Raw genomic sequence first — 18,103 nt, 5'->3', positions numbered from 1 at the left:
CTACCTCTCTTTTATGAATTGTTTTAGCTTTCTTATAAATGAAAAGGGGACTTTCTTTCCAACATCTATTTTGTTATTAACATATTGATCTACGATTTGATTCATCGCTAAGGACACAAGTGCATTTGAATCATAAAGTACAAAAGGTGTTTGACTGCTTACTGCTTTGAAAACAGTTTTATCTTCTGGTAATACCCCAAGTAGTGATATTTCTTTTTCGAGAAATTTTAAAACTACCTGTTGCAATCTTTCCAATGTATTTTGACCACTTTTTCGATCATAAGCACGATTTACTAATAATGATAGTGGTAATTCTGCACTCTTATTTGATATATGTTTAATCATCGCGTAGGCATCTGTTAAACTTGTTGGCTCTGGAGTAGTAATAACAATACATTCATCGGCAGCAAGCATATAAAATAGAGTTCCTTGCGATATTCCCGCGCCCATGTCAAAAATAATATAATCATAACTATTAATTAATTCTTCTAATTGATTAAGGAAATATTCAAATTTTTCTTCATCCATTGTAAAAATATCAGATAGTCCTGAACCAGCTGCAATATAGGACAACGAGTTTGGACCTGATTCAACTATATCTTTTATCGATAAATGCTCGTCAAACATATTTACTATTGAATGCTTTGGAGTTAAACCTAATAAAATGTCGATATTACCCATACCAATATCTAAGTCAAAAATTAAAACTTTTTTATGGTGTCTTGTTAATCCCAATGAAAAGTTAATTGCAAAATTAGACTTTCCTACTCCTCCTTTTCCGCTAACGATTGCGATTGTTTTGGCTTGTCTATGCCCACGTAACATTTCAATCTTTTGTCGTAATCTAGCAGCTTGATCACTCATCAAATTCACCAACTATCATTTTGCAAATCGTATTAATAGATGATTCTTTTATATCATCAGGTACATCTTGACCGTCTGTAATATACGCCACACCAATATCATTTGTTAGGCACAGGTTTAAAATTGGTCCATACTTGTTAGTTTCGTCTTTCTTAGTGAAGATTAATTGTTTAATCGGTATATTCTTGAATTGAGCAAAAATATCTTCCAAATCACTTGCTCTTGTTGTTAGAGACAAAACTAAATAAGTATCTATATCAAAGTTAAGATCAACTATTTTCCCAAGCTCGTTTATGTATTTCTCATCTCTGAAGTTTCGACCAGCCGTGTCCACTAGTACTAGATCATAGTCTTTAAATTTTTGTCTAGCTTTATCATAGTCTTCCAACGTGTATGCAATTTCAAGTGGTATATCTAAAATTTTGGAATATGTTTTTAGTTGATCTATAGCGGCAATTCGATAAGTATCTGTGGTGACAAATGCAACCTTTTTATTATCTTTCAGAACACTGTTAGCTGCTATTTTGGCTATTGTCGTCGTTTTTCCAACTCCAGTAGGACCAACCAAATGGACGAATTTCTTATCATAGCGAATCCCTCCAAAGTTTTCTTTTGACAATCTTTTTTCCAATTCAGTAATCACTAGTTTTTTTGATTTTAAAATATCTACTTCATCAATATCATCAGCATTTTCTTTTATTTGACTAATTATTTCTTCTGCAATCTCTACTTTAATCTCTTGTTCAACTAACAAATCAAATAAATATTGATTTGTTGCTGAAAAAGAGGGTTGCTGCAAAACGGAATTCTTTTGAATCCACTTTTTTAAATCCTTTATTTCGTCAAGAACATGATTGCTAGCTTTTTCTTCATCGGATTTTAAGTGAAATTTTTCTGTTTTTATTTTATTTTCGCTAGGTCGAGGTGCTTCCTTCTTCGGCTTAATTGGTTGTGGATCTAAGGCAGCAATAACTTCAATCTTTTTCTTTTTAAAGAAACCCAAGAATCCACCTTGATAAACAACTTTAGAATTTAAAATAACTGCATCTGCACCTAATTCTTTACGAATCTTGGTCATTAGCTCCGGCATAGTGGGAGCCACAAACTTTTTCACCTTCATGCTACATTCACCACCCCAACACTTTGAACTTCTAAATTAGGCTCTAGTTCGTTGTAAGATAAAACAACAACATTAGGAAAGAACCGGTCTAGTAACTGTTTAACGTACATTCTAATAGATGGAGAACATAGTAATATAGGAGTTTCCTCCTGTAATGACAATTGTTCTATTTTCTCTGTAACGGAACGAATGATTAATTGTTGAGATTCTGGATCAAGTGCTAAATAACTTCCATGTTCTGTCTGATGAATATGTTCTGAAATCATACTTTCTACTTCTCCCGATATTGTAACTACTTTTAAAGAGTTTTCTGATTGAACATATTGCTTGGTTATTTGTGAAGCTAATGATTGTCTAACATATTCTGTTAGTAAATCTGTGTCAGAAGTCATTTTGCCAAAGTCAGCAAGAGTTTCAAATATAACTGGCAAATTACGAATTGAGATACTTTCACGTAATAGCTTTGCTAAAACCTTTTGTACATCACCGATAGAAAGCGGTTCTGGTGTAACTTCCTCTACTAATATTGGATAAGTTTCTTTTAAATGATCGATTAATTGCTTTGTTTCTTGTCTACCTAGTAGCATATGTGCATTCTTTTTAATTACCTCGGTAATATGGGTCGACACAACTGATGGTGGATCGACCACAGTATAACCAGATAGTTCCGCATCGTCCTTTAGTTCTTCGCTAATCCATTTTGCCGGTAAACCAAATGCTGGTTCAACGGTATCTATCCCCTCAATACTATCGTCTTCCACGCTTGGGCTCATTGCTAGATAGTGATCCAAGATTAATTCTCCACTTGCCACATCATTACCTTTGACCTTTAGTCGATATTCATTCGGGTTTAATTGAATATTATCTCTAATTCTCACAACTGGAATGACAATACCCAATTCGATTGCTAATTGTCTTCGAATCATGACAATACGATCTAACAGATCTCCACCCTGACTAGTATCCGCTAAAGGAATTAATGCATAACCGAATTCGAATTCAATTGGGTCCATGCTTAGCAACCCAACAACGTTTTCTGGTGATTTCATTTGATTACTCTCTGCTTGTTCTTCCTCTAGTTTGTCGGGTTCCACATCCTTAACAGGCCTTTCTAACATATAACCTCCAATAGCTAGGATCAGTGAGATTGATAGTGTTAAAAAGAAATTAATAGGAGTAAGACCTAACAAGAATATTGTTCCAGCTGCAATATATAACAATTTAGGGTATCTCAATAACTGCTCTGTGACATTTGTTCCCAAGTTATTTTCACTGGCAACTCGTGTAACGACAATACCTGTTGCAGTTGAAATAAGTAACGCTGGAATTTGACTTACTAGTCCATCTCCAACAGTCAATTGCATATATGTATTTATCGCTTCTCCAAAGCCCATACCCATTTGTGCCATACCAATAATTAATCCGAAGACGATATTAATAAGAACAATGATGATACCCGCAATTGCATCACCTTTTACAAATTTTGTGGCACCATCCATCGCTCCGTAAAAATCCGCTTCATTTTCTACTTTTTCTCTACGTTCTTTAGCTTGGAATTCGTTAATCATTCCAGCATTTAAATCTGCATCTATACTCATTTGTTTTCCTGGCATTGCGTCTAATGTAAATCGAGCTGCAACTTCAGACACACGTTCACTACCTTTTGTAATAACTAAGAACTGAATAATAACAAGAATAGTAAATACTACAAAGCCAACAAGTGGATTATCTCCAATTACAAAGGTACCAAATGTCTCTACTACCCCACCTGCATCTGCTTCAGACAATATTGAACGAGTTGTCGAAACATTAAGACCTAGTCTAAATAAAGTTAAAAGTAATAAAAGAGAGGGGAAAATGGAAAATTGAAGTGCGTCAGTTGTGTTCATTGAAACTAAGATAACCAGAAGTGCTAATGATATATTTGTAAGAATTAAAACACTTAATAACCACCCTGGTAATGGGATGACTAACATAATAATAATTAAGATGACACCTAGTAATACTGTTAAATCTTTGGCTTTCATTGTCCCCACTCCTTGATACACAACTAAACTTTTCTTTCCAACTTATACACATAGGCCAGTACTTCGGCTACAGCTTGGAAGAATTCCTCGCCGATAATTTCACCTATTTCGACATTGTCATATAGTGCTCTTGCTAAAGGTCGATTCTCTACTAGCATTACATTATTGGCTTTAGCTACTTCTCTAACTTTCAAAGCTACATAATCGACACCCTTAGCAACAACATAAGGAGCATCAGACTTTTCCTCATCATATTTAACGGCAATAGCATAATGTGTTGGGTTTGTTATAACCACGTCAGCTTGTGGTATTTCACTCATCATTCTTCTCATCGCAATTTGCCGTTGTTTTTCTTTTATTTTCGACTTTATTAGCGGATTTCCTTCAATATTTTTATATTCATCTTTTACATCGTTTTTGGACATCCGAATATTTTTCTCAAAATCATATTTTTGATATGAATAATCAATTACAGAAATAATAAGTAAAGCAATAGATGATGCAAGTCCCATCAAAACGGTAGTGTATCCAAAAAACGCTAACGAAGCTGTTACATCTTTGCCACCCAACATTAACATCTCGTCTTTACTCATCCATAATATAGAAAAGGTTATGACTCCTACGACCACAATTTTAAGAATTGACTTAACCATCTCCACTAATGCCCTTGCCGAGAATATCCTTTTAGCACCTTCTATTGGATTTATTTTACTGAGCTTAAGTTTCAATGGATCTGTAGAATATAAAAATCCAATTTGCAAAAAATTTGAAGCCAATCCTGCAACAATGGCAATCCCCATAATTGGTGCTAGCGCTTTGCTCATTTCTATTGTTGTTTCAGTAAAGACTTGATGAATGTTTGCGTGTGTTACTTCCCAATTGATGTATTCTGTAAAAGTTTTCTGATACATGCTAGTCATTATGTTCTTAAGATAACCACCAATAACAATAAAAAGTATAAATACAAAAAATAATAGTATTGCAGTATTAACATCTTGACTCTTAGCGACTTGACCTTTTTTCCTGGAGTCTTGTCTTTTTTTCGGGGTCGCTCTCTCGGTTTTTTCTCCTGCAAAAAATTGTAGGTTTAATTTAAGGTACATCTAGCCACCTCCAAATAATTGGATAAGTCCACGCATTGAATGTAGCATCGATTCAAATAAATCCTGAATTAACATGATGTAAAAAGCTATTGATACAAATATCGCTAAAAAAGCAACAAGGATTTTAAGTGGAATACCTACTACAAACACATTTAGTTGCGGGACTGTCCTGGCTATTATCCCTAGTGCCACATCTACTAAAAATAAACACCCTACAATCGGAATCGCCATTTGAAATGCAATAATAAACATTTGATTAAACGTATCAATTACAAAAAATGCTATTCCCTCTTCGCCAAATGGAATGAATGAATCTATTGGAATCGCTTGATAACTATAGAAAATGCCATCAATTAACAAATGGTGACCATCAACTGCCAATAAAAATAACAATGCTATCGTGTAGAAGTATTGACCCATTAGAGGACTCTGTGCACCTGTCTGTGGATCGATAACATTTGCTATTGCAAACCCCATTTGAAAGTCAATAAACCCTCCAGCAATTTGTATAGCTGAGAGGATGATATAGGCAATTAACCCTATCAATAGTCCTACTAATGATTCCTTTAATATAAGTAATATAAACGTACCATCTATAGGGATTTCCGGGATAGATATTGTATAGAACATAATCCAAGTTAAGAAAAAACCAAACCCAATTTTAAAATGAGTAGGTATATTACGATACGAGAAAATCGGTAGTGTTACAAAAAATGATGTCACACGTATTAAAATTAATATAAACGCAGGTACACTTGATAAATTAATAGTTTCAATCATTCTTTAACCTACAAACTGGTTTAGATTTTGAAAGATATTAGCAGTAAATTCCACCATTCTTGACAACATCCACGGACCAAAAAATACTAAACCGACTAGTACAGCAACGATTTTTGGAATAAAAGCGAGTGTCTGCTCCTGTATTTGAGTAGTCGCCTGAAAAATACTAACCAACAAACCTACTACAAGAGCTAAGAGCAACAACGGACCTGTAACTATTAAAATTGTATATATTCCTTGCTGTGCTAGTGATACTACAAATTCACCACTCATGGAGTCTCTCTCCTCTCACTAGAATCCCTGTAACAATGAATGCGAGATTAAGTACCATCCGTCAACTAAAATAAATAAAAGTATTTTAAATGGTAGTGAAATCATAACAGGTGGAAGCATCATCATCCCCATTGACATCAGAACGCTTGCTACTGCCATATCAATAACTAAAAAAGGAACAAATATCATAAAACCCATTTGAAATGCTGTTTTTAATTCACTAATAGCAAAAGCTGGAACTAAGGTGGTCATCGGTATATCTTGGAGTGTTTCTGGTTTTTCCATTTGAGAATAATTCATAAAAAGTGCTAAATCTTTTTGTCTTGTATGTTTTGCCATAAATTCCTTCATCGGAATACTGGCTCTTTCATATGCTTCATCTAATGTTATTTCTTCATCAAATAATGGTGTTAATGCTTCTTCATTAATCTCATGAAAGGTGGGTGCCATGATGAAAAACGTTAAAAACAATGCTATTCCTATAAGCACTTGGTTAGGTGGCATTTGCTGAGTGGCCAAGGAAGTCCTAACAAAGGAGAGTACGATTATGATACGCGTAAAACTTGTCATCAATATTAATATGCTTGGAGCTAATGAAAACACAGTTAATAGTAATAACATTCTTACTGAAGTAGAAACATTAGCAGGATCGGAACTAGAAAAAATTTCAACAAACTCATTCATGACTATCGTCTTCCTTACGTTTATATCTGTTTGTAATTTTTTTGCGACCCTCTGTTAACTTACTTAACTCATTTTGAAATAATTGAGTAAAATGTTGAGGACTATTTTCATCTTTTTCCTCTGACTTTTTCTTCTTCCACATTGAAGAAATGATACTGCTAGGATTCAACTCTGTTACCTGGTCGTTGGCTAGTAAATCTTCTTTTGTTTGATCGTCTGTAATCTCGGACAACAATTCTACATTCTCTCCGACTCCAAGGACATAAACACGTTCACCAATACGGACAACTTGTATCGACTTATTAGATCCAAGTGGAATACCACCTAAGTTTTCTAGTGTACGTACTTTTTGAAACATCTTATTTTTACCATTTACAAATTTAAGTAAGAAATAAATAAGTGCTAAGACAAAAGCTAGAGCTAATATTAATTGAACTAATACCAGGAACAAGTTGGTCGATTGACCAAAGGATTCCTCTTCAGATTCCTCTTCTTCACTTTCAAGATTAAGTTCAGTCTCTGGTTCACAATCTGTTAGATTTTCTTTACAATCTGACACCATTGGTGATGCAGAAACTTCATGATTAGAATTATTAATTATATTCAAAAAACTAAAACCTAAAATGACAAACAGTACCATCCTTTTTAGCATATATTCACCCATTTAATCTAATACTTTTTGAATAGCTTCAATAACACGTTCAGATTGGAATGGCTTAACTATGAAATCCTTTGCGCCAGCTTGAATAGCATCAATAACCATTGCTTGTTGACCCATTGCCGAACACATTATTATTTTGGCATCTGCATTTAACTTTTTGATTTCTTTTAATGCGGTTATACCATCCATTTCAGGCATAGTGATGTCCATTGTAACAAGATCAGGAGACAGTTCTTTGAATTTTTCTACTGCTTGAACACCATCTTGCGCTTCGCCAACAACTTCAAATCCATTTTTACTTAAAATGTCTTTTATCATCATTCTCATAAATGCTGCATCGTCTACTATTAATATCTTATTTGCCAAAATAATCTCTCCCATTCCCGTATCCTTTATTTCAATCTTTTTATTCTATCAGATTGACTTATGATGTCTGTTACCCTCACGCCAAAGTTTTCATCAATTACCACTACTTCTCCTTTAGCAATTAACTTATCATTTACATGAATATTAACAGGTTCACCTGCTAGTTTATCCAGTTCTATAATTGAACCGGATGATAATTCCAAGACATCCTTTACAGTTCGCTTTGTCCTTCCTAATTCAACAGTCACCTTTAAAGGAATGTCAAGAAGCATATCAAGATTTCGTTTTTCTTTACTAGGTAGGTCACTATTGTCAAAGTTAGAAAATTCAGCCTGTTGGATGGCTGCATTCGGATACATCGCTTCGCCCAAATGCTTAGGGCTGGGTTCCCGTTTTGATTCTTGTTCCGAATACGATTGTACTTCCTTCGTCTGTTTTCTTACCTGTGAAGATGCCTGGGTTGAAACACTAACATGTTCTTCTGTTTTACTATCATCGTCACCCTCTGGATTAAGTAACTCATAGACCAGGTCTTTTGCAAATGATACAGGTAAAAGTTGCATAATATTTGAATCTATCAGATTACCAATTTTCAATTGGAAAGACACTTTTATCAGTACATCATCATCTGATAAATCTTCACCACTTGTTGCTTCCTCAACATCCAAGACGTTTATTGAAGGAGGAGAAATATCAACACGTTTGTTAAATATTGTCGACATACTCGTTGCAGCAGTTCCCATCATTTGATTCATTGCTTCTTGAACTGCACTTAAAGATATATCGCTCAATTCATTGGAAGTTGGATTTCCATCTCCACCAAGCATTAAATCTGCAATGATTGCTGCATCTTCCGATTTTATTACAAATATGTTCATCCCAGAAAACCCTTGTGTGTACTTAACTTCAACACCGACATGGGGTTGGGGAAATTCATCTATTAATTTACTTCGTTTTATCACAGTTGTTTGAGGTGTGGTTATATCAACTTTTTGATTTAACAATGTTGATAGGGTTGTGGCAGAACTCCCAAAAGAAATATTACCAATTTCACCAAGTGCATCTTGCTCTAAAGACGATAAATACTCTTCTACTGGGGGCGTCTCTCCATGATCATCTTCATTTATTTCCTCATCTGTACTTTTTAGTAATGCATCAATTTCATCTTGAGATAACATTCCATCATTCATCATCTTCATTCCCCCCTTTTATTTCCTCTATTACTTGAACAGCAATCTTATTTCTTCTCTTTCCTGGTTGAACATGAAATTTTTGTTGCTTATCTATATTTAGTTTTAGTGGAGTGTCAATCGATTGATTCAACTGGATTACATCATTCTCATTTAAATGAAGTAATTCGTTCATACTTATAGTAGATTCGCCTAAAATTACACGTAAATCAACGACAGCTTTTTCAATACTTTTTGCTAGATTTTCATATTCCTCTGGTTTACTTTCTTTCGTACTTTCGTTTTGCATCCAGTAATGGACTGATAGCTTAGGGATAATAGGTTCCAAGACAACATGGGGAATACAAATGTTTATCATTCCACTACTTTCTCCAATAGTTGTATTTAGAGACACTACTACTACTGTTTCATTTGGAGATACTAATTGTAAAAATTGTGGATTCACTTCAAATTCTTCTAACACTGGATCAATCTCTACAACTGAGCTCCAAGCTTCCTGTAAATTATCTAGCGCCTTCTCAAACAACTGGGTCATTAATGTTGTCTCAATCTCCGTAAGGCTCTCCACTTTGTTTATGCTGTTCCCTTTACCGCCAAGCAATCTATCCATCATCGCATAAGCAATATTTGGATTAAACTCAAAAATAATTCTTCCATTTAGTGGGGAGACACTATAAATGTTTAATATAGTCATAGTAGGGATAGATCGAATAAATTCTTCATAAGGAACTTGGTCAACCGACGCGACTGAAATATGCACATATGTCCTTAATTGTGCTGAGAAAAATGTAGTTAATAATCTTGCGAAATTTTCATGTATTCTGGAAATACTTCGAATTTGATCTTTTGAAAAACGAAGTGCTCTTTTGAAGTCATATATTCTAATTCTTTTATCTTTTTCCTCTTGTTTGAGTTGATTAGCATCCATCTCACCCGAAGATAGTGCGGATAAAAGAGCATCAATTTCATTTTGTGAAAGTACTTCTTCCGCCAATTTGTGTCACCTCCATCTTAGGAGCATCTATATTTACTGAACAATTTTACCTATAACATAAACTTCTTTGATTTGACCATCTTCCATTAATTCATTCATTTTTATTTTTATTGTTTCTTCCAAGTCCGATAAACCAACCTGGAGATCCTCTTCTTCCATCTCAACAGATTCTTTTATGAAGATATTCTTCAATTGAAACTCTCTATTTTCAATTTCTTCCTTTGCTTTTTTACTATCTGTTATAATCCTAAACTGAATTCTAACAAAGCTATCGTCTTTTAAATCTGTGCTCATCTCAGATGTAGTAAAAGAATAGTCGACCATTTTTTTGAGAGATAATACATCGCTTCTTTTTTGTTCGCCTGATACATTGAGTACGACAACAAAGGCAACAACACCTAAAATAGTAAGTACTACCAAAATTGAAATCAAAATCTTAAAAAGTCTACGATTCATTGATTATCACCTATTTCTTTTAGACATCCTTGCAATCCAATATGCTGATAGAATTGGTTGATTAATTGGATTACTTCAGATTCAGATTCTTTTACAACTAACTTTTTACTGTTAATTAATGAGATAGTGGTATCAGGGAATGATTGTATTTGTTCGATATAGAGTGCATTTAATGTAAAGGTATCCCCATTTAATCTTGTAACTTGTATCATAAATGGAGGGGGCTTGGTAGGACCCAGCCCCCCACCTCCCTTATATTATCGTTTTAAGTTTACTAGTTCTTGAAGAATCTCATCAGATGTAGTTATAATTCTAGTATTCGCTTGAAACCCACGTTGAGCTGTGATCATTTCTGTGAACTCTTCAGCTAAATCAACATTGGACATTTCAAGCGCACCTGAGACAATCGATGCCGAACCTTCTTGTTCTGGTGTTACTAGGTCAGCCATGTCATTAAAAACACCATCAACACCGTCGGTAAATACACCAGCATTGTTGGTCATCTGGAACATATTCGATCCGATTTTTTGTAAGCCACCTGGATTCGAAAACTTGGCTAATAATACTTGTCCGGCATCCATCGTGTTTCCAGCAGCATTGACATAAGTTACAGTTCCGTTACCTTGGATACTAAAGCTCTCAGCATTTTCCGGAATTTGGATTCTGCCTAGAACACCATCCAATCCACCATCTGCATCTACATCCGCCTCACCAAGAAGGTATTGCCCGTTAGCATTTACGATATAACCCTCATTGTCTAAATAGAAGTTACCTGATCGAGAAAAAGTTAATGGTGTCGTCTCCATGTCTACTTCTGTCCCGTTAAGCTGCAACTCCTGACCTAAAACAAACATTCCATCGCCTTCTAATGCTAAATCAAGTGTTCTATTTGTCGTTTGTCTGTTTCCTTGTGTATGGATATTGTCAATCGAACCAATTTGAGTACCAAGTCCTACTTGAGATGGATTGATTCCACCGCGAATAACATTTCCACCTGCTCCTTGAACAGGTCCTTCTGCGCCTGATAGCGTTTGACTCATCATATCTTGGAATGTGATTCTTCCTTTTTTAAAGCCAGAAGTATTGACATTGGCAATATTATTACCTACAACATCTAACTTCGTTTGAAATGCTTTCATACCTGAAATTCCTGCATACATTGAACGTAACATGAGGCTAACATTCCTTCCATTTTTTATTAGAATGGGCTGCGTCAATCAATCAGCAGCTTAGTGGCCTCCCATTTGGGTCCAGCCTATTCATCAATTAAGATCGTTCCGTTAATATTTGTAAATATTCTACTCGAGGCTTCTGTACGATTCATTGCTGTCACAACGGTGCTATTCTTTGCACTTACAAGTAATGCTGCTTCATTTGTGACTACTAGCGAATCTGTTATCCCTTTTTGGTTTGCTTCTACTACTTTTTCAGATATTTTTTTCCAAAGTGCATCATTTATAGTGATATTTCTTTGTGCAAGTCGATCACTAGCATGCTTACTCACCTTTAATCCTTGAACTTCGGTAAGCACTTCATTAAAGGAAATCGTTTGTTTGGTGTTAATGTTAGGTTTTTTAATTTTTGGAAGTAATGCTTGATGATGCATTTGTTGAATTCGATGATCCATTACATCACCTTCCTTTATTCTTCTGTAATACTGCTAACTTTTTCGATTTCATCTGCATTAATCTTCTCACCATTCTCTAACTCTAATACCGCGGTTCCTTGATACTGACTTACTGCTTTCACTTTACTACTAATCAAGTCTAATTTAGCTCCAGTATCTGTATCATATCGATAGTAGCTAACCTCTTTGTCAATAAAGCTACTATATTGAACTACCGGGGACACTGAAAGATTGTTTGCCAAATTACCGATTGAATTTGACATGTTCATCATTTGTTCGAGTGAAGAAAAAGTAGCCATTTGTGATATGAATTCCTTATCTTGCATAGGATTTAATGGATCTTGGTTTTGTAACTGTGCCATTAATATTTTCAAAAATTCATCTTTTCCTAAATTAGAGTTTGTCGTTCCTCTAGTTTGAGGATTCAGATATAAGGACGGATCAATTTTGGTCATAGATACCACTACACCTTCTCATTCATTAATAGTTGATGAAAGCTTGTTTCAGCATCAGAGTTATCCTTCTGTTCATCTTGGTTGGACTGTGAACTATCTGGTTTTGGATTGTTTGATGATTGGTTTTCTTTAGAATTCTCTTTTTGCTTTTCTGATTGGTATTGATCTTGCTGGAACGTTTGTGAATCTTGTTTTTCTACTACAACCTGATGTGGAGAGAACATGTGTCTTAATTGGCTCATATTGCCCTCTAGCATTTCTTTTGTGGCTAGGGATGTAACTGTGATTTTCACAACAGTTTCACCATCAATTTGTGTGAATCTCACCATCATTTCACCAAGATTTGCAGGCCGTAATTTCAGTAGCAACTGCTTGCCGTCATTTGTGGTTAAGAACTTACTCGAATTTATAGCCCTTTTAAACTCTTCGACTAATTCGTCTGAATTAGATTCCGGACTTGATCCTTGATTTAAATGAATAACAAATTGCTCTACCTTGGACATTTGCATTAGATTTACCTGATATTCAGCTGGACTAGCCTTAGATGAGATAGTGGAGGATTCACCTGAAAATTTCACTAGTGCGTCCTTTATCCATTTTGCTACATCATTACCTGTCACCATTGAATTAGTTTGATATCTATGATTTGTTTGTAGACCATTTCTTTTTTGATAGGTTTGTAGTAATTGACTCCAAAGCATTTGTTCTTTACTACCTTCTTTTGGAATTACTTTTTCTAAGTTTGTATTAGACCCATCAATTTTCACTAACTTTTTCTCCAAACTTGTCCACTGCTCAAGAAGTTTTAACAATTGAGCTTGATCTTTCTTTGTAATGTTACTAGCCAACTGATTTAAAATAGATTCTACTTTAGTCCATAAATTAGACAGTTTTTCTAACAGAAGAAATTTATTTTCTTCTTCAGCAGATAGAACTTGTTCACCTACTATGCTTACCAGTTGTATTGATTTCTCTTGATTAATATCAAGATTTCCTTCAACTTTCTGAGTTAATTGTAAATTTAGTTCTGGAATTTGTGGTAGTCCTATGGTGTATCCTTCTTGATTGTTTTCACTAGATAAACCGGGCTCTGTTTGTTCAACTTCTCCTTGATGTAAGTAATGTAGAAGTGAAACCAAGTTAAACTCTTCAACTTTTTGCTTTTCACCTGTTAATGGATCTTCTAAAGTATTTAATTGTTGAAGAGTCAGAGTACTAGCTTGATTGTTTTTAGAGTTAGTTAAATTTCCCAACAACTCTAAGAAGTTCATTTTTGTACCAGATTCCTTGTTAGTGGTGTTGCTATTTGTTTTCATTGGTGCTGGATGAGTCATCAACATCCCGACGTTTTGCATTATTATCACCCCCTTTCAGTACTCTATTTTTAATTGCTAGTCTGTTGCAAAATGTAGTTGGTTAATCGTGCTGCTTCTTCTGGTTCCATCTCACCCAGAATTTGTCCACGTACTTCATTTGATAGTTTTTCCAAGATTGAACCTGCAAGATCATCTTCTAAGTTTGTGATAATAGGAGCAGCAGCAGAAGGTTCCATGTTACTAAAAGAAGTGGCAACACTTTCCATTTTTTCCTTCTGTGCTTCTTGTGTAGTCACTGCTTCTTCCATTTGGATAGTTAAATCGGCTATTTCTTGATTTAACTGTTCAATGGTATTTTCTTTGTCCTGAACGTCAGCTGTTAACCTGTCGATTTCATTATTCTTAGTAGATATCTCATTCAGTAATTCCGCTTGATCGTCCTCTACTGCTCTTTCATCTTCAGTAGTAATTACTTCAGATAAAAGTGGCACTTTATTTGCAATTGTTTCGGTCTTTCCTATGATATCTATACCTGCAAAGGTCATGATGATTAATGCTAAAGTTATAGCAAAAACTAATGGTATGATTAATACTAGTGACCATTGTAGAAATCCAGCTTTAGTTTTCTCTTCATTAAAATCATTGCTAGCCATACACTCACCTATCTTCACTATAAGAAAACTGTATCACTGAAAGTTCATCCATCAGTTTAGTTTCTTCGTTTTTTTCCTTTTGTAATTGTTTCAAATGTTTTTGTTCAATCAATTTTTCAAACTTTTTAACTTCTATATGTGCTTCAGTTAATTTACTTTGTTCATTCTCCATGTACTTTCTAGCATTTTTAACCTTTTCTTCTAATTGTGTTATTTTTGTCTTTATTCTTTCTAAAAAAGAATAGTGAGTGGATAAGGTCGTGATAGGACCTGGACTTTCAAGAAACTGCTTGTAACTCGATTCCACATCTTCCTTTTTCTTTAGCAAAGTATATAACTGTGTTGCAACCTCTTCAAAGCTATCGATGGCCTTATTGTATTCCTTTTGTCTCTGTTTTTTCTCTTTTTCTCGAACAACTAATATCTTTTGAAATGAATCAGATTGGGTCATTAGTTAACACTCCCGTTTACCAAGTCAGACATCATCCTTAGCGATTCTTCTCTTGAAGATATTTCCTCTGTAGACTGCTTTAAAAAATCTATAATCTTTGGATGAAATCTAATTGACTCATCTATTTGTGGACTAGTACCTCTTTTATAAGCTCCTATTTGAATTAATTCTTGGTTTTCTTCATAGGTTGCCAATAAAGACCTTACACGTTGAGCTAATCCTTGATCATCCTTTGATGTAATGTTAGGCATAACTCTACTAATAGATTTTAAAACATTTATTGCAGGGAATTGGCCTTGTTCTGCTAGTTTTCTATCTAGAACGAAATGTCCATCAAGTATTCCTCTTGTTGTATCAGCAATTGGTTCATTCATATCATCACCATCAACTAATACTGTATAAAACGCTGTAATTGTACCATGTTGATTTGAACCTGTACGCTCGAGCAATCTTGGCAAAATTGCAAATACTGAAGGTGTGTAACCTTTAGTTGTTGGTGGTTCACCTATTGCAAGTCCTATTTCTCGTTGTGCCATTGCAACTCTGGTAACTGAGTCCATAAGCAGATTTACTTGTAATCCTTGATCACGAAAATACTCACTGATTGCCGTTGCAGTATATGCACCTTTAATTCTCATCAATGCTGGCTGATCTGAAGTAGCAACCACTATAATTGATTTTTTTAATCCTTCAACACCTAAATCTTTTTCGATGAATTCTCTAACTTCTCTTCCACGTTCACCAATTAGAGCAATTACATTAACATCAGCACTACTGTTTCTAGCAATCATTGCTAGCAAAGTGCTTTTTCCTACTCCACTTCCAGCAAAAAGTCCTATCCTTTGCCCTTTTCCAACTGTTAGTAATGTATCAATTGACCGGATACCCACATTAATTGGTTCATCAATTGTTGGTCGCTCTAAAGGATTAGGCGGATCTTGTTCGGTAGGATAAGGTATTAAACCCTTAGGTAAAGGATTATTATCCAGATTGTTACCTAAAGAATCAATTACTTTTCCAATTAGACCTTTACCTACTTTTATTTTTAGTGGATTATTTGTCCCTTCAACCAAGCAACCAGGTCCAATATCTTTTATTGACGAATAAGGCATCAATAGTACCTTCTCCTGGTTAAATCCAACCACTTCAGCAAGAAACACTTTACTCTTCTTGGAATTATGGATATAGCAAACATCACCAATACTTGTTTCGGGTCCAATCGATTCAATCATCAATCCGACTACTTTATGAACTTTTCCGTACCGTTTGTATGTATCAGCTTGTTCTATAAAATCAAGGTATCCTTGAATGTTCACGGCCTACCTCCTGAGCAAAGCCTATCAACTTATTACTTAACTCTATTAATTGACTATCAACACTAGCATCTATCTTTCCGAAAGAAGTTTCTATAATACATGAACCTCTTTCTAAATCAGCATCTGGATAGATGGAAAGTGTTTGACTACTAGTATTATTTATTAATTCTTCTTTATGACTATCGATCAGTATATAATCTTCCGGATGTGAATATATGCTTACTGTCGATTGACCTTTTGTTTCTTTAATTACATGTTTTACTATGTTTATAAAATGATCAGTCTCTACCAATTCGAAATGAAGAATCTTAGAGGCAACATTTAACGCTAGTTCGAGTACCGTATCCTCGCTTTTTTCAATAATAGAATCATAGTCAGAATGTCCCTTTTTAATAATAGCTTGAGCTTGGTCTATAAGTTTACTATATTCTTCTAGACTTTCTTTCTTTCCAAGTTCAAATCCATCACTATAGCCCTGTTCTTTTGCCTGGTGTATAAGATCATTTTTTTCCTCTTTCCATTGATTCCTATCTAGTTCAATTTGTTTATGAGCGGACTCTAAAATCTCTTTAGATTGCTGTTCGACTCTCTTCAATTGACTATGTGCATTTTGTAATCGGATCTGTATTTGTTCCTGCTCATCAAATTCTTCCGTTTCTGTTGAGGTATTAGCACTTACTTGGATGGGTTTAATGCCTATAACTTTATTGTTTTCAGAGTATTGTTTTAGTTTTATTACACTACTAGACAATGATATCATCCCCTCCACCACGAGCTATTACAATTTCTCCCACTTCCTCTAATCTTCTAATCACAGAAACAATTCTCGTTTGTGCCTCTTCCACATCTCTTAATCTAACTGGACCCATAAATTCCATTTCCTCTTTAAAAGTCTCTGCCATTCTAGAAGACATATTTTTAAAGACAATTTCTTTTACTTCTTCACTAGCAACTTTGAGTGAGAGTCTTAGATCATCATTCTCTACTTCACGGATAACTCGTTGAATTGCTCTATTGTCTAGAGTAACAATATCCTCAAATATAAACATTCGCTTCTTAATCTCTTCAGCCAGTTCAGGATCCTGTATTTCTAATGCATCTAATATTGTTCTCTCAGTACTGCGATCAACCCCATTTAGTACTTCAACCACAGCTTGAATTCCACCGGTTTGTGTATAATCTTGCGTAACAGAAGTTGAAAGTTTTCTTTCCAATACCTGTTCGATTTCATATATGATTTCCGGTGATGTAGAGTCCATCAAAGCAATTCTTTTTGCTATATCTGCCTGCATTTCCTGTGGAAGTTCAGATAAAATCTGACTAGCTTGTTCTGCATCCAAGTATGAAAGTACTAAAGCAATTGTCTGTGGGTGTTCATTTTGGATGAAATTTAAAATCTGTGATGGTTCTGCCTTTCTAGCAAAATCAAACGGTTTAACTTGTAATGATGATGTCAAACGATTAATGATTTTCGTGGCCTCTTGCTGTCCTAAAGCCTTATCTAATATCGACTTAGCGTAATTAATACCTCCCTGAGATATATAGTCTTGCGCCAGTGCGATTTGATGAAACTGGTCTAATATATTTTCTTTTTGATTAGAATTCACTTTTTTAACAGAAGAAATTTCTAATGTTAATTTGTCAATTTCTTCTTCTGTTAGATGCTTGTATATTTGAGCTGCTACATCAGGTCCAAGAGAAATTAATAGAATTGCAGCCTTTTGTTTTCCAGTTAATGATTCTCTATGCCTAGCCATAAAAGGTTGC

The 18,103-nt window shown here is 34.8% G+C and carries 22 protein-coding genes; all 22 read right to left on the bottom strand.

Annotation, left to right across the window (positions count from 1 at the left end):
* Nucleotides 1-864, bottom strand: coding sequence for a MinD/ParA family protein (locus GH741_RS06250; protein WP_153735923.1), 864 nt, complete (start codon nucleotides 862-864; stop codon nucleotides 1-3).
* The gene (gene flhF / locus GH741_RS06245) at nucleotides 857-1,984 is read right to left on the bottom strand and encodes a flagellar biosynthesis GTPase FlhF (RefSeq protein ID WP_153735922.1); all 1,128 of its coding nucleotides are present in this window, start codon (nucleotides 1,982-1,984) and stop codon (nucleotides 857-859) included. The genes GH741_RS06250 and flhF overlap by 8 nt, the downstream gene beginning before the upstream one ends.
* Nucleotides 1,981-4,011, bottom strand: a complete 2,031-nt coding sequence (gene flhA / locus GH741_RS06240) for a flagellar biosynthesis protein FlhA (protein ID WP_153735921.1) — start codon at nucleotides 4,009-4,011, stop codon at nucleotides 1,981-1,983. Before flhA ends, flhF begins: the two co-directional genes overlap by 4 nt.
* 23 nt (nucleotides 4,012-4,034) lie before the next feature.
* The gene (gene flhB, locus GH741_RS06235; protein WP_153735920.1) at nucleotides 4,035-5,114 is read right to left on the bottom strand and encodes a flagellar biosynthesis protein FlhB; all 1,080 of its coding nucleotides are present in this window, start codon (nucleotides 5,112-5,114) and stop codon (nucleotides 4,035-4,037) included.
* Nucleotides 5,115-5,894, bottom strand: coding sequence for a flagellar biosynthetic protein FliR (gene fliR / locus GH741_RS06230; RefSeq protein ID WP_153735919.1), 780 nt, complete (start codon nucleotides 5,892-5,894; stop codon nucleotides 5,115-5,117).
* A 3-nt stretch (nucleotides 5,895-5,897) separates the two neighbouring features.
* Entirely contained in the window at nucleotides 5,898-6,167 is a 270-nt protein-coding gene (gene fliQ / locus GH741_RS06225; protein WP_153735918.1) for a flagellar biosynthesis protein FliQ, read from the bottom strand.
* 18 nt (nucleotides 6,168-6,185) lie between these two features.
* The gene (fliP, locus tag GH741_RS06220) at nucleotides 6,186-6,851 is read right to left on the bottom strand and encodes a flagellar type III secretion system pore protein FliP (protein WP_153735917.1); all 666 of its coding nucleotides are present in this window, start codon (nucleotides 6,849-6,851) and stop codon (nucleotides 6,186-6,188) included.
* Nucleotides 6,844-7,458, bottom strand: a complete 615-nt coding sequence (gene fliO, locus GH741_RS06215) for a flagellar biosynthetic protein FliO (RefSeq protein WP_170287574.1) — start codon at nucleotides 7,456-7,458, stop codon at nucleotides 6,844-6,846. Before fliO ends, fliP begins: the two co-directional genes overlap by 8 nt.
* 57 nt (nucleotides 7,459-7,515) lie before the next feature.
* The gene (locus tag GH741_RS06210; protein ID WP_153735915.1) at nucleotides 7,516-7,878 is read right to left on the bottom strand and encodes a response regulator; all 363 of its coding nucleotides are present in this window, start codon (nucleotides 7,876-7,878) and stop codon (nucleotides 7,516-7,518) included.
* Nucleotides 7,879-7,904: 26 nt separating this feature from the next.
* Nucleotides 7,905-9,071 carry a flagellar motor switch phosphatase FliY gene (gene fliY, locus GH741_RS06205; protein ID WP_153735914.1) on the bottom strand — a complete coding sequence of 389 codons (1,167 nt, stop codon included), beginning with the start codon at nucleotides 9,069-9,071 and terminating at the stop codon, nucleotides 7,905-7,907.
* Nucleotides 9,061-10,062 carry a flagellar motor switch protein FliM gene (gene fliM, locus GH741_RS06200; RefSeq protein ID WP_153735913.1) on the bottom strand — a complete coding sequence of 334 codons (1,002 nt, stop codon included), beginning with the start codon at nucleotides 10,060-10,062 and terminating at the stop codon, nucleotides 9,061-9,063. Before fliM ends, fliY begins: the two co-directional genes overlap by 11 nt.
* A 33-nt stretch (nucleotides 10,063-10,095) precedes the next feature.
* Nucleotides 10,096-10,518, bottom strand: coding sequence for a flagellar basal body-associated FliL family protein (locus GH741_RS06195; protein WP_153735912.1), 423 nt, complete (start codon nucleotides 10,516-10,518; stop codon nucleotides 10,096-10,098).
* Complete coding sequence (locus GH741_RS06190; protein ID WP_153735911.1) at nucleotides 10,515-10,730, bottom strand: flagellar FlbD family protein; 216 nt, start codon at nucleotides 10,728-10,730, stop codon at nucleotides 10,515-10,517. Before GH741_RS06190 ends, GH741_RS06195 begins: the two co-directional genes overlap by 4 nt.
* A gap of 45 nt (nucleotides 10,731-10,775) precedes the next feature.
* Nucleotides 10,776-11,690 carry a flagellar basal body rod protein FlgG gene (gene flgG, locus GH741_RS06185; protein WP_153735910.1) on the bottom strand — a complete coding sequence of 305 codons (915 nt, stop codon included), beginning with the start codon at nucleotides 11,688-11,690 and terminating at the stop codon, nucleotides 10,776-10,778.
* 83 nt (nucleotides 11,691-11,773) lie between these two features.
* Nucleotides 11,774-12,145 (bottom strand): TIGR02530 family flagellar biosynthesis protein, encoded by a 372-nt coding sequence (locus GH741_RS06180; RefSeq protein ID WP_153735909.1) that lies wholly within the window; start codon nucleotides 12,143-12,145, stop codon nucleotides 11,774-11,776.
* 14 nt (nucleotides 12,146-12,159) lie between these two features.
* A complete protein-coding gene (gene flgD, locus GH741_RS06175; protein WP_153735908.1) occupies nucleotides 12,160-12,600 on the bottom strand; it encodes a flagellar hook assembly protein FlgD in 441 nt (146 codons plus the stop codon).
* 8 nt (nucleotides 12,601-12,608) lie between these two features.
* Complete coding sequence (locus GH741_RS06170; RefSeq protein WP_153735907.1) at nucleotides 12,609-13,955, bottom strand: flagellar hook-length control protein FliK; 1,347 nt, start codon at nucleotides 13,953-13,955, stop codon at nucleotides 12,609-12,611.
* A 29-nt stretch (nucleotides 13,956-13,984) separates the two neighbouring features.
* A complete protein-coding gene (locus tag GH741_RS06165) occupies nucleotides 13,985-14,569 on the bottom strand; it encodes a MotE family protein (RefSeq protein WP_153735906.1) in 585 nt (194 codons plus the stop codon).
* A gap of 4 nt (nucleotides 14,570-14,573) precedes the next feature.
* Nucleotides 14,574-15,020 carry a flagellar export protein FliJ gene (gene fliJ / locus GH741_RS06160; protein ID WP_153735905.1) on the bottom strand — a complete coding sequence of 149 codons (447 nt, stop codon included), beginning with the start codon at nucleotides 15,018-15,020 and terminating at the stop codon, nucleotides 14,574-14,576.
* Entirely contained in the window at nucleotides 15,020-16,336 is a 1,317-nt protein-coding gene (gene fliI, locus GH741_RS06155) for a flagellar protein export ATPase FliI (RefSeq protein WP_338079268.1), read from the bottom strand. Before fliI ends, fliJ begins: the two co-directional genes overlap by 1 nt.
* The gene (gene fliH / locus GH741_RS06150; RefSeq protein ID WP_170287573.1) at nucleotides 16,314-17,087 is read right to left on the bottom strand and encodes a flagellar assembly protein FliH; all 774 of its coding nucleotides are present in this window, start codon (nucleotides 17,085-17,087) and stop codon (nucleotides 16,314-16,316) included. The genes fliI and fliH overlap by 23 nt, the downstream gene beginning before the upstream one ends.
* Nucleotides 17,080-18,093: a flagellar motor switch protein FliG gene (fliG, locus tag GH741_RS06145; RefSeq protein ID WP_153735903.1), complete on the bottom strand. Its 1,014-nt coding sequence runs from the start codon at nucleotides 18,091-18,093 to the stop codon at nucleotides 17,080-17,082. Before fliG ends, fliH begins: the two co-directional genes overlap by 8 nt.
* Nucleotides 18,094-18,103 lie beyond the last annotated feature (10 nt).

Source organism: Aquibacillus halophilus, from assembly GCF_009649745.1.
Classification (GTDB): Bacteria; Bacillota; Bacilli; order Bacillales; family Amphibacillaceae; genus Aquibacillus; species Aquibacillus halophilus.
The sequence above is the reverse complement of the archived record's forward strand: the minus strand, read 5'-3'. Positions and strand labels throughout refer to the sequence as shown.